The organism is Kribbella sp. CA-294648, assembly GCF_050943845.1.
Classification (GTDB): Bacteria; Actinomycetota; Actinomycetes; order Propionibacteriales; family Kribbellaceae; genus Kribbella.
In genome coordinates, this window is the sequence record NZ_CP191981.1 from 2317894 (window position 1) to 2337337 (window position 19444).

Here is a 19444-nt window from a genome sequence, read left to right on the forward strand (position 1 = left end):
CCCAGGACGAAGTGTTGCAACCGTCAATAGAAACCACCCTGCCGCAACGGGGTCAGTTTCCAACTGCCGTTGACAAGTGATCCAGTCCTAGATCGCCCAAGGAGGACGGGAATACCGCACACTTCGAATATGCACTGGTTGCCAGTCTCCACGCACTGCCACCTGTACAACGAGGCCGAGGGCGTGAGCCAGGTCGACTGGTCGAAGGTCCACCAGCTGCAGCGGCGATCGGATCCGCGAGACGACGATGCCTCCTCGGGCACGCCAAGCTGACCCGGCGCTAGTCCGGCTGCCCACCGACCTGACTGGCCCCGTCGACGTCGAGCTCGCTCGGCTCACCAACTCCATTCCTGGCCCGTCCGCGGTGCCGGGCGGGAGCCGCTACGAGCCCAAGTGGGACGGCTATATTCACTGAACTCGTCAACCCTGGGCAGAGCCGCACAATCTTCCTGGCGCCCGGCGGTCGCCTGACGGCGCGACTTGGAGAGCTCCGGCCAGGCTATGGACACCAGCGCGATCCTCGCGATCCCGATCAACCATTGGTTCCGCTTCGCAGCAGTAGCGGAACTGAACGTCCTACGCCAGGACATGCCACGGTGAGCACCGGGAGATGCATGGCATCACCACCACGAGGCCGACGCCCCGGAAGAGTGCTACTGGACCTCAGCGGCCAGCCTGTCCAGTATGGCTCGGCCAACTGCTGAGGCCGCGACCCTTTGGGATCGACTTCTGCCAGTTGGGAGGTGAACAGGCTCCTGGTTTCGAACACCGATCTCCCACGTCGCGAGCCACTCTCGTGCTGACAGCGACTCGATTCCAACCACCTTGCAGTAGGCAACTTCGCTCAACGGGATGAAACGGGCATCGATTTTCGGAGCGGCTTGGTCTGGCCTCTCTATATCGCCCATCTCCCAATCCGCGACCGGCTTGGTCGCGTCGAGGACCACGAGGCCGGCGGGAATCAATGCGACGTACCGCCAGGTCGTAAACGGGGCTTCATCTAGGGGACGGCCCTCGATCTTGGTGGCTGTTGCGTGCTGGATCTCGCTGTCCGCGACGAGTGACGCCACGGCCAACAACACCACCAACGGCGGCTCAAGACGCTGGTCCGGCCCGCTCAAGGACTTCTGTACGGTGCGCAACCGATCTTCACTGATTTCCATGGTTCCCCCTCGGAAGACTTGGCACGGAGTGTTATCGGTACCGCCCCTAAGCGCGACCCGCCAGATCGCAGCCAGAGCCGACTCCGCCGTTACCGCTGGCTCACTGGGTGGGTACTGGTCACTGCTGAAGTCCGTTCGTGGGGCCGACGTACGGGACGTGGATCAGCTCGCGGCGCGGGCGTGGCCCATGAGCTGGTGGACAGCGGCCAGGTCGGCGCCGGCGTCGAGGAGTTCGCCGGCGAAGGTACGGCGGCCGTCGTGCGGGCTGAACTTCGCGATCCCGGCCGCGGCCGCGCGGCGCTGCACGATCCCGTACAGGGCCGACGTGCTGAGCCGGCCGCGGGCCGGGTCGATCCGGCCGCCCTTGTTGACCGCGAGCACCGGCGGCCCGGGCTCGGTACCGCGTACACCGCCGTGACTACGGGCGCGGTACGGGCAGCGCGCTGCAAGCAGGCCCCCATAGCCTCGCCGAGTCATAACCATTTCGGTGGAAGGCTGTGAATACCCTTGTTGAGAAGAACGGTTACTGGTGGCGCGATGGCGGCACTCATGCTCGCCGCATCGATCGCAACCGCGGCTCCGGCGCAGGCGGCGCAGGAGCGGGAAGCGGCGGGGCCCTGGGACTGCGCGACAGGCATCGACGCCGGCACGAGAGGTTCCACCGTCCGGGCGAGATGCAACTACGGCAGCGGCTGGTACCGGGTTTCGGCCAGCTGTCTGCGGGCAGACGGCAGCGGACTGCGTTACACGGCGGTCGGCGACTGGTACGCGCCTGGCAGTGGTTACTGGTCGACGTACTATCCCTGCCGGTACCCGCGCTCCGTCGAAGTGGACACCATCGGGATCGGCTAGTTCAACGAGCGTTGACGGCATGAATCGGTCCGGTATCCCATTAGCCGCATCCCGCCGGATCGTCGGGCAGAACGGAGACGACGTCCGGTCCGAAGTCGGCTCAGTGACGCAAGGATCGCTTCGTGGCTCAGCCCGTCCCCGCGTCGCCACCGCAGTCACCTCGAACCCGCCGCACTGATGAACGCCTCGATCACAGCCATCTTCTGCGCTCGTACGTCCGATGGTTTGGTCATCGCGGTTGCCTGGTGACATACGGGACGTGGATCAGGCTCGCGGCGCGGGCCTTGGCGCGGCCGGGCGGCGGTCGTAGATGGTGGTTGTGCTGGCGCGGGCCTGGCGATAGTCGTCCAGGTCGAGCGCGACGCATTCGGCCCGGCGAAGGCCGGCGCCGAACAGGATCGCCAGCGCGGCCGCGTCGCGGGCGCCGGTGGGGCGCGGGTCGACCGCGCACGACGCGAACAACGCCCGGAGTTCGCAGGCGTCGACGTGGCGACCGGCGTCGGCCCCGGTCAGGGTGGAGCCGTCGACCGATCCCCAGTCGACGGTGCGGTCGTAGTCGTCGCGCTCCATCAGCTTCAGCCGCCAGCACTGATTCAGTACCCCGGACAGCGCCGACAGCATCTTGCGCGACGTCGCCGGCGCGTACGCCGCGAGCAGCTGCGCACGAATCGCGGTGGTGTGCTCCGGACGCAGCCGGTGCCACGGGATCTCGGTTGCCGTCGTACCGGGCCGGCCGGTCAGCAGCGACGCTAGCCGGTCCAGGCTCCCGGTCATCGTGCGCCGCGACTCCACCGAGCCCAGCGAGGCCAGGTACACCGCGACCGGATCCGGCCGCGCCAGCAGGAACGCCGTCTCCAGCTGGCCGGCTCCCAGAGCATGGTCGGCGTCGGCGCCCTGGTCGACGAGCACCTGGTCGACGTCGACGAGCTCGAGCTCAGCCCGGCCTCACCCATCAGCCTGCTCCGCACGTTCGAGCAAGTACCGCTGGATGGCGTCGACCGCGTCTTGGGCAAGCTCGGTCGTGGTTGAGCCCCAAGGAGCCTGGAACACCACCGTGAGCATGGTGAACGGCTGCGACAGCTCCTCGTAAGCGTCGGGGAGGTAGAACCATTCGTTCATGACTTGCCGTGGATCGGTCCGGCCTGGTGTGACCTTCCGGTTGTACAGGTACCGCCGGACGGTCTCGACGGTGGTCTCCGCCAGATCTTCGTTGCGCGGCCTCCGGGCCAGATCGTCGCCTTCATCGTCGTCTTCAACGGTCTCGTACGCGGCCACGAGCTCGGCGACCAGGTCGTCGAGCGCTGCCGTGTCTTCGAACCAGTCGGCGAGCACGGCCTGAGGGTCGGTCCGCTCGACGGGGCCGATGGGTTCAGCACCGGGGGCGGGGTCGGGCCAGAAATCGAGGACCTCGCCGGACTCAGAATCGCTCACGGGAATAACCATTTCCGCAAGCTATCCGGCGGCACCGACAGATCCGAGCCGCTCGGCAGCGGCGCGTTCAGGACACGCCGGGGCTGGTGGCGAGCCGCCTCATCCCGAAAGGGGGGAGTCCGGGCGGAGGCGGCTCGTTACCCACCGTACGCCGAATCGTCGGCCGTGCTGAGTTGAGTCGGGCTCCTATCGAGCCTTGGCGACTACGTCGGCGACGACGCCGGCTGCGACGTCGTGCAGTTTGATGTTGCCGGCTTGTGAGGTTCGGACCAGGAATGCGAAGGCGCGCTCGGGGTCGAGCTGGTAGCGCTCCATCACGATACCGACCGCTTGGCCGATGCCGTTGCGGGTCTCCAGCGCCTTGTTCAACGTGTCGTCTTGGCGGCTCCAGCCCAGCGCGGCCGCGGCGAGGTTCGCGAACAGCATCGCCAACTGGCGGTCCTCGATACCGATGCTGTGCGGCTGTTCGGAGTACAGGTTGAATCCACCGCGCACGTGCGGTTCCGCGGCGAACTGGAACGCCAGTTGAGAGCCGATGCCCAGTTCGCCGGCGGCACGAGGCCCGTACATCGGCCACCGCAGGTCCGAGCTGACGTCATCGACTTGAACGACGTGCTCCTCCAGCACGGCCTCCAGGCACGGGCCCTCGCCGAGTTCGTACTGCAGCTCGTCGCATCGAACCGCGACGTCATCAGTAGGAGCCAGGGTCTGGATCTTGCCATCGCTGCTCGTGACGGAAATGCTCGCGTGATCGACGCCCGAGGTGGCCACGACGACCGCCGCGGTGATCCCCTGGAGGGTCTCCTCGACGTCCATCGGATACCGCAGCGACAAAGCGACCCGGTCCATCACAGTGATGAGTTCCGGCAGCTCCACGACGTCGGTCCGATCTCAGCCTCTGCGCACCTTGGCTGTGCGAAATGAGGACTGTTGATAACCGAAGATGCCTCAGCTTGACCGCTGAAGCGAGAAACCCGCCGGCAACGCCCACGCTACTCCCAGACGCCGCTCAGAGCGCTGCTGCGGAACCGGGGATTAGCCCGTCACTGGACACCGTTACGCGTTCGACACCGGTATGCCGAAACGCTTGGGCCACCTGGCGCGATAGGCCAGCGGGGGAGGAACTGGGGAATTGATGAGGCGCTGCCGGTACTGCACGCAGCGGCCGGAGGGCGACGTCGACGAAGTCACCCTCCGGCTGCGTGCCTTGTGGACCGTTCTGGTCACTGACCCGGCTACGGCCAGCGAGCCGGAGCTGGTCGACGAGCAGTTGCTCGACTGGCTCGCCGCCGCCGGATCCTCCCGCCCTGCTCGCCTGCCCAGCCCTCCCCGTGTGGCTGGGCAGGCGGCACACTCGCCCGGCCGGCGATCCGCGGGGTGCAGGTCCCGGATCTAGGGCAGCCTGGCCGGGCGGAGTGTCTGTGACTGTCCGCGTGCGAGTCTGCGGTTCCGGGTACCAGGTTGTTGCCCTGAGCCAGCATGCTCAGGTCGGCAAGTAGGAAGACCCGGCCGCCATCTGTACCCCCCACCGCGGCCGGGTCTTTCGCGTCAAACGCCATCCCGAGCGGTTAGCAGCGGGCGCAGGGCATCCACACCTCGTCGACCTGTGGCCTGTCAGGACTGCTGCACGGCCAGACCGCGGCGTCGACGTCGTGGTAGGTCTCGGTGGCCGAACGGCCCTCGTCGCCTCCGCAGCCGCCGTGGCACTCGAAGGCGCCGTCCTCGTGGATCAGCAGGGGCCCGTCACAGCGTGGGCCGTCCGCCCTCCAGGCATTCCGTTCCGCAGGAGGGGTCGCTCACAGCACTTCCCGACGGAAGTAGACGGGGGTCATCGAATGCAGGCGCGAGCTGTCGGGGCACCCGTGCGAGAGTCGACCGCGTAGATGTATTCGACGTAGTTCTTATCCGCGTTCCGCGCATCGAGCCGCCGCACCCGTGCGGTGACCGTGCCTGCCACAACGTACTTGCCCATCACGTTTGAGAACGCAGTCGCATCGCTGAAGCCGTCGTCCTCGATCGCGAACCAGTCGAAGTTCGACCAGGTCGTACGGTGGTTGTCGTCGACGGGTCGCTGCCGGCCTCGATAAGCATCGGGGCCCTTCGCGTAAAGAGCGTCTACCGGCCCGCGCCCCCTTCTACCCTGAGGTGTATCCGAGAGGCTGACGGTCATCACCGACAGTCCAGCCCGTCTGGGAGACGGCCCAGAGACCGTGCGGGCCGCTGGCGCTAGCGACTGGGACCTAACGCCCAGCCAACGGCGCCAAGGATTCTCGTCGTGCCGCTGGGGACGTATGGCACCTGCTGACCTGACTCAGTCGTCGGTCATGGTCGAGGTCGACCTCACAGTGCTGCTCCCGGTCTCAAACCGTCGTGGAACCTATGAACCCATGTGCACGCCACTCCGTGGATCTGGCGGTGGTGTTGAGAACGATCGATTCTCAACACCCGGTCGGTGGTGCTGCCGGGCTGCGCCGACTTGAAGGCCCTGGCGAACGCCGTCAGCTAGCAGCCGGCTTGTAGCGGAGCAGTACGCCGCCGGTCGCCCACGGCTTGGCCTCGATTAGCTCAAGCGGTACCGGTTGGACGCCCGTGGGAAACACGCTCTTTCCTGCGCCCAGTACCAGCGGACAGACACGGAGCTGCACCTCGTCGACCAGCCCGGCGGTCAGCAAGGTGTGGAACAGCGTGATGCTGCCCCACAGTGCGATCTCCTTGCCGTCCTCGCGCTTGAGCTCCCCGACCGCCTTCACGGCGTCGGTGACGATCTCGCCGGCCTCCCACTCGCCCCAGGGCGCGCTGTCCAGGGTCGTGGACGCGACGACCTTGCGCATCCGGTTGAGCTTGGGCGCGATCACATCCGTTGCCGTCGGCCAATAATCGACGAACAGCCGGTACGTCCGCGCGCCGAGCACCATCGTGTCGACGGTGTCCAGGAACCCGAGATCGTCATCGTCGGCCTGGTCCGCGATCGTGTCGAAGAAGTCGAGCTCGTCGTTCGGCCCGGCGGCGTACCCGTCGAGCGTGACGTACTCCTGGAAGATGAGCTGTCTCATCCCAGCAGGCTAGTCCTGCGCCGGATTACCGGCGGAGGACACTCCCCCAGCCCGGGACGTCGGCCGCCTGCCAGGCGGGGCAGATCGACTCGCGGCGTTCGGCCTATGGCACAGTCGTGCCTGTGCCGCTGGAGGATCTGCCGGACTGGCTGCCGGGCTGGTCTGTGGATCACCTGGGTGCCGAACCCGTCGACGTTCTGTTCCAGCTGCACCAGGTCTCGATGGTGTTCCGTCTGCGGTTGGCCGGTGGTACGGAAGTCGTGGTCAAGGCGCGCGGCGACGACGGTCGGGCCGCCTCGTGTGTCGCCGCGCAGGCCCAGCTGGCTGCGACCTTGTCGACCAGCCGTGGGTCGCTGGACGAAGCCATGTGGCGCTCAGCGGCCCCCGCGCTGCCGGGTCCTTCGTCCTCTCGGTGATAGCGGCTTTCTGTTACCACCGGGCTGGTCCCAGTTCCTGCCCCGGGCCGATCCATACCCGTACTGATATGAGGCTGCTTCCGTGCTGAACTCACCGAAGGTGCCCTGGTGGGGTGGGATTGTGGGCTCTGTTGCCTGGGACGGCGGGCGGTGGACGGTCGGTCTTATCAGTTCCCGAGACCAAGGAGTCCTCTCATGACTCAGACTCTGTCCCAGTCCACCAGCAAGGTGGCTCGCCCGGCGTGGCTGTTCCTGGTCGCACTGGTCGCGGTCGTCGCGTTCGTGGTGACGGCCAACGCAACGATCGTCGCCGACTCCGCCGGGGAGATGACGGCCGCGCAGGTCGAGGACCGCGCGCTGCAGTGGATCGTGATGGCGGTGCTGTGGATGCTGTCCGCCGCGCTCGGCGCTGTCGCGTTCATGGCGATCGCCGCGCGGCTCGGCGGCAGTCGCCCGGTGACGGTACTCGCGCGCGTCGGCAAGGTGATCCTGCTCGCGTATGTCGCCGCGCAGGCCGGTGTCGTGTGGATCGACGACGCCGAGGTTCTCGGCGACAGCTCCTGGCTGGCGCTGGCGATCCTCCTCAGCCTGCTGGGCTGGTGGTTGATCGTCGTGGCCGCGATACTCACCTGCCGGCGGCTCTTCCAGAGCAGGGTGGCCCCCAGGACCGCTCTCGTGATCGGTGTGCTCACCGCGCTCTACGTCGTCCTCGAGGTCGCGGTCTACCTGCCCGCGCTGATCGGCGAGCAGGAGTTGCACGAGACGATGGCCCTGCCATCGATCGTGCCGCCAGTGCTCTGGGCGATCCTCGGCGGTGTGCTCCTGCGCAAGCAGGCGTGGACCCGGGCTCAGGTGCCGGGGTAACCGGCCTCGCGGGCGATGACGACGAGATGGGTCCGGTCCCGCGCGTGTAACTTCGCGAGGATGTTCGAGACGTAGTTGCGCACCGTTTTCGGGGTGAGGCCGAGCCGCAGCGCGATCTCCTCGTTGGTCCGTCCTCGGACGAGTTCGGCGAGGAGATCGTGCTCGCGCTCGGTGAGGTCCCGGAACGGCAGCTCCGGTCGGCCGGGCGGCCGGACGATGTGCTCGTGGACGCGGGCGGCGGCCTCCGGTCCGAGCACGGCCGAGCCGCGGTCAACCGAGGTGATGGCGCGCACCAGGTCGTCGACGGAGGCGTCCTTGAGCAGGTAGCCCCGGGCGCCCGCGCGCAGCGCGGGGACCACCGAGTCGTCGTCGTTCATGGTGAGGACGAGCACGGCGACCTCGGGATAGGCGGCGGTCAACTGCCGGGTGGTTGCGATGCCGCCCATGCCGGGCATCCGCAGATCCATCAGCACCACGTCCGGTCGCAGCGACGACGCGAGAAGATCCAGGGCCTCCTCCCCGGTCGCCGCCTCGCCGACGACTGCCACCTCGTCGGCCCGGGTACCGAGAAGCGTCTTGACACCTTCGCGGTAGAAGACGTGGTCGTCGACGACCAGGACTCGGATCGCGCTCATGCCTCTCCTTCACGCAGGGGCAGTACGGCGGTCACCCGGGTACCGCCGCCAGGATCGGCGGTGACCTCGCAGCTCCCACCGAGTTCGTCGGCCCGCTCGCGCATCGACCGCAGGCCGGTACCGGCCGGCGCTCCGGCCGGAATCCCGTGGCCGTCGTCGACGACCGTGAGGATCAGTTCCCGGTCCGACGCCGCGAGCCCGACGGCGGCCCGAGTGGCCGACGCGTGCCGGGCCGCGTTGGTGAGCGCCTCGATGGCGATCCGGTACGCCGCGGTCTCCACCGCCGAGGGAAGCACGGGCAGCGTCCCGGCATCGACCTCGACGCCTGCCAAGTTCGGCAGGTGCGAGGCGCTCGCCTCGATCGCGGCGGCCAGGCCGAGCTCAAGCTCAGGCGGGTGGAGGGCACGCACCAGGGCACGGATCTCGTCGATCACCAGCCGGGTCTGCTCGCCCACGGCGGCGAGCAGCTTCTCCGCGGCTCCGGGGTCCTTCTCGATCATCGACCGGGCGACGTCCACCCGTTGGTACAAGCTGGCGAGCGTCGGACCGAGCCCGTCGTGCAGATCCCGCTGGAGCCGTCGGCGCTCGTCCTCGCGGGCAGCCAGGATCCGCTCGCGGGAACGGCGCAGGTCGTCGTTGAGGGTGGCCGCCTGGATCGCCGCTCCCGCCTGCCGGGCAAGGCCGGCGAGCAACTCCCGGTCGGCGGCCGTGAGGTCGTCCCCCGGCGCGGTGACGACGAGCAGGCCGCCGAGCCGCTGCTCCTGCCAGCACAGGGGAAACACCTCACGCCGACCCAGCGACGGTACCGGCTGTCCCGGCGGCCAGCTCGCGACCACCGAGGAACCGGTCAGCGTCGCGGCGGCGTACGACAGCTTGAGCGCCACGCACACCTGCCGCGCGAGCATCTCCAGCACCTGGTCGGGCGGCAGCACCGACTCGAGCTGGCGACCGAGGTCGGTGAGGACCGCGTAGGGCTCCTTCCTGCGGCCGTAGACGAAGCGGTCCACCGCGCGCTGCGCCCGGGAGCGCACGGGCTGGAATCCGACGCCGAGCAACACTGCCAGGGCCATCGGGCCGATCAGCTCGTTGTCCCGCCACCACCACGTCCCGGCGACCGTGACCAGCGCGTACGCGACGGCCACGACGCCTGCGAGTACGCCGTACACGAGAGTGCGGTTGACCCAGACGTCGACGTCGTACAGCCGGTAGCGCAGGATGCCGACCGCAACCGATGCCGGGATCAGCGCGACGATCACGTAACTGACCAGGTAGGTCACGACACTGGTCGCGAGCCCGCGCCCACTGACTTCGCGCAGCAGGTCGAGCACCGGCGTCTGCAGGATGACCAGGACGTAGCCGAACCAGAGCAGCAGCGCAGCCACCACACCCCGCGTCTGGGCCCGCTGCTCGGGCGAGGAGATGTTGCGATAGCGATACACCGCGGCGTACGCCGCCGAGCCGAACAGCGGGATGGCGGGCAGCGTCTGGGCCGGCCCGGTGGGGTCGAAGCCCAACCACGACACGAGCGCAAAGTACGGCAGGAGCGCGACCCATCCGGCGAGTGCCCAGCGCGCCCAGCGCGGCCTGACGCGCCCGTCAGGAAAGACGTACATCAGCGGGAACAGCGATACCCAAGCCAGGCCCGGGAGGGCCCCGACCGCGTTGCCGAACCAGCCGCCCAGCTCGCTGTCGATGACTCCCGGGATCGCCCCGTTCATCGTTCCGAACAGCGCCAGGATCACGGCGGCGTAGCACCGGAACCACGAGTCCGCGCCCCTGAGCAACAGCAACGCCGCAGCCAGACCCGCCGCGGCGGGCAGACACTGGAGGATCAGGAAGTAGCCCTGCAGCCACGGCAGGGACACCTCACCCGCGGACGCCCGAAGCCCCTCCTCGGTCCATGGGTCCGTCAATGTCGACAAGACCGGCTCCGGCCGGGCGGATGCGGCCCCGAGCAGCACGCCGGCCACGAACAGCACCGCGCACAGGACGACGAGTGCCAGCGCCACCGGGCGACCGAACCGCGCAGCGGGAGTCATGCCCGAAAGGTAACCGTCCCGGCGTCCCGGGCAACAGAGCATCCGGGGCACAGGGTTGCACCGACGGGCTAGTCGAGGTTGAGGGACATGTCGTTGTGGGGCACGTGCTGGTCGCCGGCTTCGGCGGCGTTCGGACCGCGCTGCCCGGTGCGACCTACGTGAACCGCCCGGACCGCAACCGGCGCGGGGCAAGCCACCGAGCCCGCATAGGTCCGGGCTCGGTGGCATCGATGCGAACATGAGGACCAAACGTCATCGGGTTGTTCCCCCCAACTGATCCGCCACAGCGTCGCTACAGGCGAATTTGCTCCAGGCGGCGACCTGCCCTCACTGGCCGAGCTCGCTCAGCGCTACCGTGCCTCGCCGGACGAGGTTCGGCTGGCCCCATGTCTATCTCTCGGTCCTGGACCGGCACTTCGCGCGGATCTGGGACCAGGAGATGAGCCCGCCGTGGCGTCGGCAGGATCGGCGCCGCACCGGGCGGCCGACCTTTCGGCTGGTGCGTTACGCCGACGACTTCGTCGTGCTCGTGCACGGCACGAAGTCCGAGGCCGAGGCGCTCAAGGCCGAGATCGGTGAACTGGTGGCCCGCAGGCTGAAGATGACCCTCTCGGACGAGAAGACCCACATCACCCAATCGACGACGGTTTCGTCTTCCTGGGCTTCCACATCCAGCGCAGGTCCTGGGGCGACGGCCGTCGCGTCGTGCTCACCATCCCCGCCAAGCAGGCCTTGGCGTCGGTACAGTTGCGGCGCCGCTACTACGGGGCCGACCGCATCACCGAGGGCGGGTTCGTCCTCTACAACCCGGCGAAGATGCGGGTCGAACGCTACCGCTTCCGCGGAACGCAGATCAGCATGCCTTACAACGTCGACGAGGTCGACCCGAGCGGAGCACGATTCCGCCGGACCAGCCACGACGATGCGGCGTTTGTCGGCCAGGTCAGCGAATACCTCGCCTGAACCACCGGATCACGTGGAGAGCCGGATGCTCGGCCAACGGGCACGTCCGGTTCGGCGGGCGGAGACGAGGAAACCGACACCAGAAACAGTGCACGGCGTCTCGTCCCCGACCCAACACCTACCCTTCGAGCAAGACGCCACGAACCTGTTCTTCCAACTCGTGTCATCCCGCTACGAACACGCCTCACTGATCCTCACCTCGAACCTGCCGTTCTCCGGCTGGGGCGGCGTCTTCGGAGACCAAGCCGTCGCCGCAGCGATGATCGACCGCATCGTCCACCACGCCGACGTACTCACCCTCAAAGGCGCCAGCTACCGACTCCGCGAAGCGGCATCGACAGCCTCCCCAGCATCCGCACCACCACCGGCCAAACCGAGTCCTAGGCTGCCAACAACCGTTCACTTTTCAACCACCGAAACCGACCAGCTTTGGAGCGCCGTCGACAAGGGGAGTGCCGGCCACGGCTCTTCCGCTACTCTGCGGCCATTTACACACAGGAGGCAGAGTGCGAATCGGAATATCCGGGCCACACGGAACCGGGAAGACAACCTTGGCCGAAGAGTTGTGCGCCCGACTCGACGGTCACCGGCCGGTGGATGAGCCCTACGTCCTGCTCGAAGAAGAGGGGTACGAGTTCGAGTACCCCCCATCTCCGGACGACTACCGGATCCAGCTCAGGAAATCCCTCGCAGCGCTGTGCGCACCTGCGACGAGGGTCGTCTTTGATCGCACACCACTGGACTTCATCGCCTATCTTGCCGTCCTGGGCGTTGATGTTGAGGGCGAGTCGAACATGTCGGCACTGCGATCAGCTCTGGCGAGTCTCGATCTGCTGGTCATCCTGCCGATCACGTCAGAGGTGGAAAGGTTCCTGCCCCTGGGGGAGTTGCCCCGGCTCCAGGCAGCCGTCAACGACAGCCTGCTGGACCTTGTGTACGCCGATCCCCTACGGATATGCGAGAACTTGCCGGTGATCGAGTTGACCGGTCCCCTCAATGGGCGGAGCGACGCCGTACTCGCCGCGCTCCGTAGTCACCCGGAATAGTCAAATGGGCCATCGACCCAGAATCGCGTGAGAGCGGGCGACCTCCCAGATCATCCAGGAGGACCCACAGCCGAGGGTTGGTTCGTCATCCTTTGGGAGAGTTGGCGAGGGCGCCGAGGGCGTTCGTGATCTGGGACAGCCGGGCATGGTTGACGGAGTACAGCACGTAGTAGCCCTCCCGGCGCGTCGTCGTCAGTCCCGCCTGTGTCATCTGCTTGAGATGCCGTGAGATCACAGATTCCGCGAGTCCCAAACGACTGGCTAGTTCTTGGGTGCTACGGCCTTGCTCAGCCAGTGCCGACATTATTTGCAGTGGCGGTCTGAAGGACAGGTGCCAGCGGTGCTACCGGGTAGGTCACGCGTAGCGGCCAGGGGTCGTCGCAGGTGACCCGCACGGGAGGCCTACGTAGTGGCTGGCCGTGAAGGTCACCGGCCGCTCGTGCGTAACAGTGATGTCGTGCTGGTGCGGACGGTCGAGACGCAGCAGACGGTGGGTGGGATCGATCCGGATCTGCGAAGCAAGGGTATCGAAGCATTGGGAAGACCCCTTCATGGGCAATACGCTGACCGGCATGCGCGAGCACGTTGTACAGCCCGGGTTCGATGCGCTCCCATTCCGCGGCGAGAGCGGCATTCCAGTAGTCCTCGAGGGCGGTGAGCGAGGTATCCAGCGCTGGGGTGGGATCGGCGAGGATATTGCGCAGCACGTCGGCGCGGCGGGGATTCATCTGATCGAGTTCGGCAAGGGCAGCGTTCCGAACCACCGCGTTGTGGACCAGGTCGCGGCCGCTGTAGCGAGTGGTGTCGACCACGGTCTGGGAGAGTTCCGCGGCCAGATCCTCGGGCGGCAGGCCGCGGATCGAGGCCAGTTGTTCGTCGAAGTTCACGTCGTGATCGTCGGCCCGGTACTCGAGAAAGCCCAGCAGGCCGACGACCTCCCCAGCTATCGGATCATCGACGCATCCCCAGTCTTACGGCACTTCAGTGCTCGTCTCGAACCGATGGCCACTGTCGGCCCGACTGACGACGTGCGCCGGGCAGAGACTGCATTCGCATGAATGCCAACTCCCCGCATTGGTCATTCAATCGAGGCTGAGAGAGGTCTGGCGCGTGGACACGCTCGTGTGCAGCAAGATCGTCTGTTCGTCGAAAGCCGGTACAGGTGCGCACTCGCGGTGACGGAGCGTGCGACGCCAACCGGTCCGCGGAACGCGTCGACTGTTCCCGTGAGTGGGGCCGGCTGTGGCCGGTCCCACTCTGTGCGGGTTCAGTTTGGCCAGATTGAGATGTTGTCGAGGTTCATCCATTTCGATGCGGGGGAGTCGGCTGCGGCGAGGAGTGTGACGGTCCCGGTGGTGACTGTGAATGTGACTGTGGTGGTGGTCCAGGTGCTGGTGGCGGTGGTGAGGTCGGAGGTGATGTCGGTGCCGCCGTGGCCCTTTAGTTTCAGAGATGCGTTGTTCTGGCCGCCGGAGGATCGGTAGGAGAATTGCAGCTTGTATGTGCCGTTCGGGAGGGGGACGGTCTGGCTTGCGGAGGCGATGTAGGCCGCGTTCTTCCAGAACGTCAGTTTGTTCCTGTTGCTGGTGGTGGTGGCTTCGGTCTTGACGGCGTCGGTGGTGCCGGTCACTGGCCATTGGGGGACGGTGGGTCCTGCGCCGGTTTGGTCGAATCGGCCGTTGGCGACGGGGTTCCATTGCAGTGTTCCGGCTGCCGCGTTCACGTTGACGCCGGTGGCGCCGTGGAGGGTTGGCACGCCACCGGCGAAGGTTAGCGGGTACCAGGCGTTGCGGCCGGCTCCGTCGGGTGCGGGGACCGAGCCGCCGGCGAACTGTGAGTAGCGGTCGCCGTTGAACAGGTAGGAGGTGCCGCTGGTTCCGGTGACCGGGATGATCTGCTCGAACTGGGTGGCGAAGGAGTCCGCGGACGACGGCCTGGTCGGTACGGTTGCCCAGGCGCTCCAGTTGGTCAGGTTTGTGCTGGTCCGGTAGGCGGTGGCGGTCGGGGCCCACCAGTTCTTGCCGGATGCGAACATGTAATAGGTGGACCCGACCTTTACGATTCCTGGGGCCTCATGGGTGGTGTCCGCGATGGCGGAGATCGCCGGACCGACTGAGAGCCAGTTACTTCCCAGCGGCGCCACGTTCATCGTCACGTTCCGATTTGTGGCGTTGTCGCCGACATAGACCAGGTAGGCGTTCGGGCCTTCGACGAACATGGAGTGGTCGCCGATCGTGTAGCCATTGACGATGGAGCTGCCGTGATACGTGTAGGTACCGTCGATCGTCGAGCTGCTGGCGAACCCGAGCGCATTGCCGAGACCGGCTGTGGGCCCTGTCACCTCGAAGTTCAGCACGTACTTCCCGGTTGTCGGGTTGCGGCCGAGCTGCGGTCGGCCCATCCATTTGCCGACGGCAAGATCTCCGGTGCTCCCGGTCTGGGTCAGCAGCGCCTTGACGAATGTCCAGTTCTCCAGGTCGGGCGACGAGTACAGGTTGATGCTCCTGTTAGGGTCAGGTTGCGGCTGGAGTGAGGCGCCGACCCAGTAGTAGGTGGAACCAAACTTGAAGACGTTGCCGCCTTGGGCCTTGATCTCGTTGCCGGACGAGTCTTCCCAGACGGTGTCGTTCGCGATGTGGTCGTACGGCGCGGCGGCGAGGGCTGATACGGGGGCGCTGACAGCGGCCGCCAGGAGGACGATGACCGTGCCCAGCGTGGTGAGCAGTTGGGCCGCACGAACTGGGCGGAGCGGGCGGGATGGTTTCATGTGTAGCTCCTTCGTTGCCATGGTGAGTTCGGCGTCAGAAGACGCGTTCGGCTTCGACAACTGGCGTCGAGTCCCCGATATAAAGGGCTTCGTCGTTCGGGCTAGAGTGCTGCACAGCGGAAGTCCAGGTTGCCGAACGACGAATCAGGCGTGGCGAGCCGCAAGCCTGTATCGATGGCAGTACGAGGTATGGCATACGTAGGAGCTCCCACGGATGACCCAGAGGTCGCCGTACGGCTGCCCGGCAGGATTGTCACCTCCAGCCTGCGGTAGTAGTTGCGCCGAGAACCAATGCACACCACTCGCAGACCTCGCCAGCCATGTTCCAGAACCCGAAGTCGTTCGGTTGGAACGATTGTCCGTCGTGAAGTACTCGTCTTCACAGGTGTCTTCGGTCGGATATTCGCCCTGCCAGATGTTGCACCAATGCTTGCCGCCCGAGTTGAATTCATTCCACCCTGAGGAGCGAAGGCCAGCGTGGCCATGCGGGCGGCGTACTCCCATTCGGGCTCAGTGAGGAGCCGCTTGCCGGCCCAGCGGCAGAAGGCGAGCGCGTAGTGGTGGGAGACCTGGACGACCGGAAGGTTGAGCCGCTCATTGATGTGGGACTCTGGCCCTTCTGGACTCATCCAGTCAGCCCCGCGCAAGTTGCCACGGTGCTGCGATGTCCTGACCGACGACATCGGCTGGGTCCGCTCGAACGGCTAGATGGAAGACCGCTGAGGAGCCGTACCGCTCCGCGTCCGTGAGGTGGCCCGTCTCATCGATAGACGCGGCGAACTCTGCGTGCGTTATTGCCGTCGGGTCGACCGAGTACGGTGCCACACGGCCGGTATGTGCCGGCAGCTCTCCGTCCTTGGCATATTCCTCGGCGAACGGATCGCCCTTATGGAACGCGCCACCAGGGCGCGGCATCGGCATGTGTGTCGCGGTTGCCGCCGCCCCTCCGGTCGCTTGCTCCAAAGCGGCGTGCGGGCATGGGCCTGCATCAGTTCGTCGTGGTGCGCAGCAGGCCTTGGGCGCCGGTTTGGAGGCGCCCTTCATGGTGAGAGCCACGCAGATGCTGCATGGATGCAGGGCTTTCATCTGGACTGCCGGGGCGCGGTGTGATCGCTTGAGTTCGTCCGGCTTAGCGCCGGCCAAGGTGAGGGATACGGATTTCGTTTCGGGACCTGAGCGTGAACAGACTCCATCCAGCTGTCGAGCAGCTGCTTCAGGCGCGCTACTTCATCAACTTCTTGTGCGGCCAGATCGATACGCTCTTCGATGTCGCGGTCCAGGTGATAGAGCTCGAGATGATCGTCCTCGAAGTAGCGGATCAGCTTCGAAGCGCCATCCCGGACTGCGGCACCCGGGGCTCCGCCCTGGTTCGAATAGTGTGGATAGTGCCAGAAGATCGGTCCTCGCTGGAACGGCTCGTCGTCCAGGAGTGCCCTGAAACTTCTGCCGTCGACGTGTTGTTCGGGCAGCGGGCTGAGGTCGGCAACTTCCAAGAGGGTCGGGTAGAAATCCGGGCTGGTGACCGGCTCGGCAGTCATCCGGGCGGGCGCCACGTGGCCAGGCCAGCGCACAAGCAGCGGGACACGGATGCCGCCGTCGTGCATCCAACCCTTCCCCTGAGATAGCGGGGCATTGGTGGTAGGCGATCCCTCTGCCGTCGCCAGACCTCCGTTGTCCGAGGTGAAGATCACCACGGTGTTGTCCGCTTTGCCGCATTCTTGCAACGCATCGAGCAGTCGGCCGACATTGTGGTCGAGGTTCTCGACCATGGCAGCGTAGTGGGGGTCCGACTGGATAACCCTTCTGCGCATGATCTCGCCGTTCAGGTGCCAGGGCGCCAACGGCTCTCCGTCGATGACTGCTTCGATTTCGTCGAGCCCTAGCGCTTCGGCCTTCGCGGTGTACTTGTGCACCAGGGGAGCGGGTGCTTCGATCGGCGTGTGGACAGCGTAGTGCCACAAATTGAGGAAGAACGGTTGATCATCTGAGGCTTTTATCAGTTGAATCGCTTCGTCGGTGAGCCGGTCGGTGAGGTATTCCCCGCTGGGGCCGTCGTGCATCGTAGGGCAACCATACGGACTGGTGTATGACGGCGGACGTCCCCAGTCGCAGCCTGCGACATTGACGTCGAATCCGTGCTTGTCGGGCCACGTCCGGTTGCTTCCGAGGTGCCATTTCCCTATGTGCCAGGTGCGGTAGCCACCGGATCGTAGAGCTCGTGCCAGCGAATACTCGTTGAGTGGCAAGGATTGAAGGTATGGGACGTCGCGCAGTGCGCCGACCGACTCCCCCCCGATGTACTGCGTGACGCCTACCGTCGCAGGGTATTTTCCGGACATGATGCTGGCCCGGGTTGGTGAGCATACCGGCGCGGCGGCGTAGGCGTCTGTGAACTGCAAACCTTCGCGGGCCAGTTGATCCAGCCGCGGGGTCTCGTAGAACGTCGAGCCGTAGCACCCCAGATCTCTCCAGCCAAGGTCATCAACAAGGATCACGACGATATTTGGGCGATTGATCACTCCTTCACCGCCCCGGCGGCTACGCCCTGCTGGAAGGTGCGTTGCCCCAGCAAGAAGAGCAGGACAACTGGCAGGCTGATAACGATGACCGAGGCCATCAGTAACGTCCATTGGGTGGAGTTCTCCTGGAAAAAGACAGTAAGTCCCAATTGCAGGGTTCGCATTTCATTGCTCCGAATGATGACCAATGGCCAGAGGAAGTCATTCCATGCAGATTGAAACGCGAATATGGCGACGGTAACCACGGCGGGCCAGGCGAGCGGCGTGAAGATCTGCCACATAATGCGCCATTCGGATGCGCCATCGATGCGAGCGGAATCGGCCAATTCTTCCGGCATGGACAGGTAGAACTGCCGCATCAAGAAGATGGACAGGGCGCTCGCCAAGTGTGGAACCATCAACCCCAAATAGGTATCCAGCAGCCCGGTTCCCCCCGTCCCGAGGATATTGTTGCCCCCAGCCAGAGGCACGTGCGTCGTCAGGATGAACAACGGCACCATGGTCACCTCGGGGGGAACCACCAAGAGTGCGACAAGCAGGACGAAGATGCCACCGCGGCCGCGGAACGGCAATCGCGCCAACGCATATCCGGCCATGCAGGACAGAGCTACCTGAACAGCCGTCGAGCCGATCGTCACGATGGCGCTGTTAATGAAGAAGGTCGCGAATGGGGCGCTAGCCAACGCCTCCGCGAAGTTTTCCGGACGCACACCTGATGGCACCAGTTCGCCCTGTCGGCCGCCCGGCGGCTGCGCCGCAGTAGTCACGACGTACCACAACGGCATGACATATAGGGCGGCCACGACGATGGCGAGTACCCGGGTCGTGGTCGCGGCGGCGTAACGTCTCATCGTCGCCTTCTTTCCGAGTGGGCGTGGTACATCCGCATGGGGACGGCGACCACAAGCACCGCGATGAAGAGCAAAACCGCAATCGCTGAGGCCTTGCCCAAATTGAGGTTGAGGAATGCCTCCTGGTAGATCCGGAAGACGACTGTTTGAGTGGCGTCGACGGGTCCTCCACCGGTCATCACATAGGACTGGGTGAACATCTGCAGGGCGCCGAGGAACCAGGTGATCACCACGAATGTCGTGGCCGGCCGCAGAGCTGGCAGCGTGACATGCCGGAACCGCTGCCAGGTGTTGGCGCCGTCGACTGCGGCAGCCTCAAGCAGACTGCTCGGCACCGACTGCAGCGCGGACAGGAAGATCACCATGAAGTAGCCGAGGTTTCGCCATATGCTCATGGCGATCAACGACGGCATCGCCAGCGAGGAGTCGGTCAGCCAGTACACCGTGTCGCCGCCCAAACCGCGGATGACCTGGTTCAGGGGGCCTACCTGCGGGTCGTACATGAAGGTCCACACCAGAGATACGACGACGAACGAAGCGGCCTGCGGAAGGTAGACGGCCACGCGGACCCCGTTGACCCCGCTGAATCGCTGGTTCAGTAGCACCGCGACAGCGAGTGCGGTGATGGTGCCGATCGGCACCTGTCCGAGCGAGAAGTAGAGGGTGTTCTTGATCGCTGTCCAGAAGGTCGGATCCGAGAAGAGTGAGGTGTAGTTGTCCCAGCCAACCGACGTCGGGTTGGTCAACATGTCGTACTTGGAGAAGCTCAGTCCCACTGCCACCAGCAGTGGCAAGATCGTCACCAGGCAAAGCACCACCAGCGCTGGGCTGACGAAGGCGGTACC

25 protein-coding genes and 1 pseudogene are annotated in these 19444 nt (G+C 65.8%); 8 read left to right on the forward strand and 18 right to left on the reverse strand.

Annotated elements, in window-relative coordinates; genetic code table 11:
- Window positions 1-129 precede the first annotated feature (129 nt).
- Window positions 130-273, forward strand: coding sequence for a hypothetical protein (locus tag ACQPYM_RS11295; protein WP_433018949.1), 144 nt, complete (start codon window positions 130-132; stop codon window positions 271-273).
- A 380-nt stretch (window positions 274-653) separates the two neighbouring features.
- Here ACQPYM_RS11295 and ACQPYM_RS11300 read toward each other — a convergent pair whose 3' ends face one another.
- Both ACQPYM_RS11300 and ACQPYM_RS11305 read right to left on the reverse strand, forming a co-directional pair.
- Complete coding sequence (locus ACQPYM_RS11300) at window positions 654-1163, reverse strand: hypothetical protein (RefSeq protein ID WP_433018952.1); 510 nt, start codon at window positions 1161-1163, stop codon at window positions 654-656.
- Between the two features lie 162 nt (window positions 1164-1325).
- Window positions 1326-1640 carry a tyrosine-type recombinase/integrase gene (locus ACQPYM_RS11305; protein WP_433018954.1) on the reverse strand — a complete coding sequence of 105 codons (315 nt, stop codon included), beginning with the start codon at window positions 1638-1640 and terminating at the stop codon, window positions 1326-1328.
- Window positions 1641-1700: 60 nt separating this feature from the next.
- Between ACQPYM_RS11305 and ACQPYM_RS11310 the strand changes: the two genes are divergently transcribed.
- Window positions 1701-2015, forward strand: a complete 315-nt coding sequence (locus ACQPYM_RS11310; RefSeq protein WP_433018957.1) for a hypothetical protein — start codon at window positions 1701-1703, stop codon at window positions 2013-2015.
- Window positions 2016-2279: 264 nt separating this feature from the next.
- On the opposite strand, the gene ACQPYM_RS11315 is transcribed toward ACQPYM_RS11310, so the two are convergent.
- From ACQPYM_RS11315 to ACQPYM_RS11325, 3 genes are all read right to left on the reverse strand, one after another.
- Window positions 2280-2924: a hypothetical protein gene (locus tag ACQPYM_RS11315; RefSeq protein ID WP_433018960.1), complete on the reverse strand. Its 645-nt coding sequence runs from the start codon at window positions 2922-2924 to the stop codon at window positions 2280-2282.
- Between the two features lie 36 nt (window positions 2925-2960).
- Window positions 2961-3446 (reverse strand): hypothetical protein, encoded by a 486-nt coding sequence (locus tag ACQPYM_RS11320; RefSeq protein WP_433018963.1) that lies wholly within the window; start codon window positions 3444-3446, stop codon window positions 2961-2963.
- 186 nt (window positions 3447-3632) lie between these two features.
- A complete protein-coding gene (locus tag ACQPYM_RS11325; RefSeq protein ID WP_433018966.1) occupies window positions 3633-4322 on the reverse strand; it encodes a GAF and ANTAR domain-containing protein in 690 nt (229 codons plus the stop codon).
- Window positions 4323-4581: 259 nt separating this feature from the next.
- Here ACQPYM_RS11325 and ACQPYM_RS11330 point away from each other — a divergent pair, with 259 nt between their 5' ends.
- Window positions 4582-4842, forward strand: coding sequence for a hypothetical protein (locus tag ACQPYM_RS11330; RefSeq protein ID WP_433018969.1), 261 nt, complete (start codon window positions 4582-4584; stop codon window positions 4840-4842).
- A gap of 432 nt (window positions 4843-5274) precedes the next feature.
- Here ACQPYM_RS11330 and ACQPYM_RS11335 read toward each other — a convergent pair whose 3' ends face one another.
- On the reverse strand, window positions 5275-5616 hold the full coding sequence (locus ACQPYM_RS11335; RefSeq protein ID WP_433018972.1) for a hypothetical protein: 342 nt from the start codon (window positions 5614-5616) through the stop codon (window positions 5275-5277).
- A gap of 328 nt (window positions 5617-5944) precedes the next feature.
- Complete coding sequence (locus tag ACQPYM_RS11340) at window positions 5945-6499, reverse strand: dihydrofolate reductase family protein (RefSeq protein WP_433018975.1); 555 nt, start codon at window positions 6497-6499, stop codon at window positions 5945-5947.
- A 122-nt stretch (window positions 6500-6621) separates the two neighbouring features.
- Between ACQPYM_RS11340 and ACQPYM_RS11345 the strand changes: the two genes are divergently transcribed.
- Both ACQPYM_RS11345 and ACQPYM_RS11350 read left to right on the forward strand, forming a co-directional pair.
- Window positions 6622-6915: a hypothetical protein gene (locus ACQPYM_RS11345; RefSeq protein WP_433018978.1), complete on the forward strand. Its 294-nt coding sequence runs from the start codon at window positions 6622-6624 to the stop codon at window positions 6913-6915.
- A gap of 195 nt (window positions 6916-7110) precedes the next feature.
- On the forward strand, window positions 7111-7779 hold the full coding sequence (locus ACQPYM_RS11350; RefSeq protein ID WP_433018981.1) for a hypothetical protein: 669 nt from the start codon (window positions 7111-7113) through the stop codon (window positions 7777-7779).
- Here ACQPYM_RS11350 and ACQPYM_RS11355 read toward each other — a convergent pair.
- A complete protein-coding gene (locus ACQPYM_RS11355; protein ID WP_433018984.1) occupies window positions 7764-8414 on the reverse strand; it encodes a response regulator in 651 nt (216 codons plus the stop codon). The genes ACQPYM_RS11350 and ACQPYM_RS11355 overlap by 16 nt on opposite strands.
- Window positions 8411-10453, reverse strand: a complete 2043-nt coding sequence (locus tag ACQPYM_RS11360) for a sensor histidine kinase (protein WP_433018987.1) — start codon at window positions 10451-10453, stop codon at window positions 8411-8413. The genes ACQPYM_RS11355 and ACQPYM_RS11360 overlap by 4 nt, the downstream gene beginning before the upstream one ends.
- Before the next feature lie 705 nt (window positions 10454-11158).
- Here ACQPYM_RS11360 and ACQPYM_RS11365 point away from each other — a divergent pair.
- From ACQPYM_RS11365 to ACQPYM_RS11375, 3 genes are read left to right on the forward strand one after another with little or no spacing between them, the layout of a single operon-like run.
- The gene (locus ACQPYM_RS11365) at window positions 11159-11416 is read left to right on the forward strand and encodes a hypothetical protein (RefSeq protein ID WP_433018990.1); all 258 of its coding nucleotides are present in this window, start codon (window positions 11159-11161) and stop codon (window positions 11414-11416) included.
- 25 nt (window positions 11417-11441) lie between these two features.
- Entirely contained in the window at window positions 11442-12017 is a 576-nt protein-coding gene (locus ACQPYM_RS11370; protein WP_433018993.1) for an ATP-binding protein, read from the forward strand.
- Entirely contained in the window at window positions 11923-12462 is a 540-nt protein-coding gene (locus ACQPYM_RS11375; protein ID WP_433023249.1) for an AAA family ATPase, read from the forward strand. Before ACQPYM_RS11370 ends, ACQPYM_RS11375 begins: the two co-directional genes overlap by 95 nt.
- An 85-nt stretch (window positions 12463-12547) precedes the next feature.
- Here the strand turns inward: ACQPYM_RS11375 and ACQPYM_RS11380 are convergent, their stop codons facing one another.
- The 9 genes and pseudogenes from ACQPYM_RS11380 to ACQPYM_RS11420 all read right to left on the reverse strand — a co-directional run bounded on the left by ACQPYM_RS11380 (window position 12548) and on the right by ACQPYM_RS11420 (window position 19402).
- Window positions 12548-12766 carry an ArsR/SmtB family transcription factor gene (locus ACQPYM_RS11380; RefSeq protein WP_433018996.1) on the reverse strand — a complete coding sequence of 73 codons (219 nt, stop codon included), beginning with the start codon at window positions 12764-12766 and terminating at the stop codon, window positions 12548-12550.
- Window positions 12750-13349 (reverse strand): DUF5937 family protein, encoded by a 600-nt coding sequence (locus ACQPYM_RS11385; RefSeq protein WP_433018999.1) that lies wholly within the window; start codon window positions 13347-13349, stop codon window positions 12750-12752. The genes ACQPYM_RS11380 and ACQPYM_RS11385 overlap by 17 nt, the downstream gene beginning before the upstream one ends.
- 380 nt (window positions 13350-13729) lie before the next feature.
- On the reverse strand, window positions 13730-15229 hold the full coding sequence (locus ACQPYM_RS11390; RefSeq protein ID WP_433019002.1) for a family 43 glycosylhydrolase: 1500 nt from the start codon (window positions 15227-15229) through the stop codon (window positions 13730-13732).
- A 253-nt stretch (window positions 15230-15482) separates the two neighbouring features.
- Window positions 15483-15551 (reverse strand): hypothetical protein, encoded by a 69-nt coding sequence (locus ACQPYM_RS11395; protein ID WP_433023251.1) that lies wholly within the window; start codon window positions 15549-15551, stop codon window positions 15483-15485.
- A gap of 145 nt (window positions 15552-15696) precedes the next feature.
- Window positions 15697-15912, reverse strand: a pseudogene (locus tag ACQPYM_RS11400) (formylglycine-generating enzyme family protein); the annotation flags it as partial.
- Window positions 15863-16315, reverse strand: coding sequence for an SUMF1/EgtB/PvdO family nonheme iron enzyme (locus ACQPYM_RS11405; RefSeq protein ID WP_433019005.1), 453 nt, complete (start codon window positions 16313-16315; stop codon window positions 15863-15865). The pseudogene ACQPYM_RS11400 and the gene ACQPYM_RS11405, both read right to left, overlap by 50 nt.
- Window positions 16312-17748, reverse strand: coding sequence for a sulfatase (locus ACQPYM_RS11410; protein WP_433019008.1), 1437 nt, complete (start codon window positions 17746-17748; stop codon window positions 16312-16314). The genes ACQPYM_RS11405 and ACQPYM_RS11410 overlap by 4 nt, the downstream gene beginning before the upstream one ends.
- On the reverse strand, window positions 17745-18599 hold the full coding sequence (locus ACQPYM_RS11415) for a carbohydrate ABC transporter permease (protein ID WP_433019011.1): 855 nt from the start codon (window positions 18597-18599) through the stop codon (window positions 17745-17747). The genes ACQPYM_RS11410 and ACQPYM_RS11415 overlap by 4 nt, the downstream gene beginning before the upstream one ends.
- Window positions 18596-19402 carry a carbohydrate ABC transporter permease gene (locus ACQPYM_RS11420; protein WP_433019014.1) on the reverse strand — a complete coding sequence of 269 codons (807 nt, stop codon included), beginning with the start codon at window positions 19400-19402 and terminating at the stop codon, window positions 18596-18598. Before ACQPYM_RS11420 ends, ACQPYM_RS11415 begins: the two co-directional genes overlap by 4 nt.
- Window positions 19403-19444: the final 42 nt, after the last annotated feature.

Excerpts from the sequence above, each read along its gene's own strand:
- ACQPYM_RS11310 (WP_433018957.1), top strand. The coding sequence starts at position 1,701 with ATGGCGGCACTCATGCTCGCCGCATCGATCGCAACCGCGGCTCCGGCG.
- ACQPYM_RS11355 (WP_433018984.1), bottom strand. The coding sequence starts at position 8,414 with ATGAGCGCGATCCGAGTCCTGGTCGTCGACGACCACGTCTTCTACCGC.
- ACQPYM_RS11370 (WP_433018993.1), top strand. The coding sequence starts at position 11,442 with ATGCTCGGCCAACGGGCACGTCCGGTTCGGCGGGCGGAGACGAGGAAA.
- ACQPYM_RS11360 (WP_433018987.1), bottom strand. The coding sequence starts at position 10,453 with ATGACTCCCGCTGCGCGGTTCGGTCGCCCGGTGGCGCTGGCACTCGTC.
- ACQPYM_RS11390 (WP_433019002.1), bottom strand. The coding sequence starts at position 15,229 with ATGAAACCATCCCGCCCGCTCCGCCCAGTTCGTGCGGCCCAACTGCTC.
- ACQPYM_RS11350 (WP_433018981.1), top strand. The coding sequence starts at position 7,111 with ATGACTCAGACTCTGTCCCAGTCCACCAGCAAGGTGGCTCGCCCGGCG.
- ACQPYM_RS11405 (WP_433019005.1), bottom strand. The coding sequence starts at position 16,315 with ATGAAAGCCCTGCATCCATGCAGCATCTGCGTGGCTCTCACCATGAAG.
- ACQPYM_RS11300 (WP_433018952.1), bottom strand. The coding sequence starts at position 1,163 with ATGGAAATCAGTGAAGATCGGTTGCGCACCGTACAGAAGTCCTTGAGC.
- ACQPYM_RS11340 (WP_433018975.1), bottom strand. The coding sequence starts at position 6,499 with ATGAGACAGCTCATCTTCCAGGAGTACGTCACGCTCGACGGGTACGCC.
- ACQPYM_RS11380 (WP_433018996.1), bottom strand. The coding sequence starts at position 12,766 with ATGTCGGCACTGGCTGAGCAAGGCCGTAGCACCCAAGAACTAGCCAGT.
- ACQPYM_RS11415 (WP_433019011.1), bottom strand. The coding sequence starts at position 18,599 with ATGAGACGTTACGCCGCCGCGACCACGACCCGGGTACTCGCCATCGTC.
- ACQPYM_RS11335 (WP_433018972.1), bottom strand. The coding sequence starts at position 5,616 with ATGACCGTCAGCCTCTCGGATACACCTCAGGGTAGAAGGGGGCGCGGG.
- ACQPYM_RS11305 (WP_433018954.1), bottom strand. The coding sequence starts at position 1,640 with ATGACTCGGCGAGGCTATGGGGGCCTGCTTGCAGCGCGCTGCCCGTAC.
- ACQPYM_RS11330 (WP_433018969.1), top strand. The coding sequence starts at position 4,582 with ATGAGGCGCTGCCGGTACTGCACGCAGCGGCCGGAGGGCGACGTCGAC.
- ACQPYM_RS11295 (WP_433018949.1), top strand. The coding sequence starts at position 130 with ATGCACTGGTTGCCAGTCTCCACGCACTGCCACCTGTACAACGAGGCC.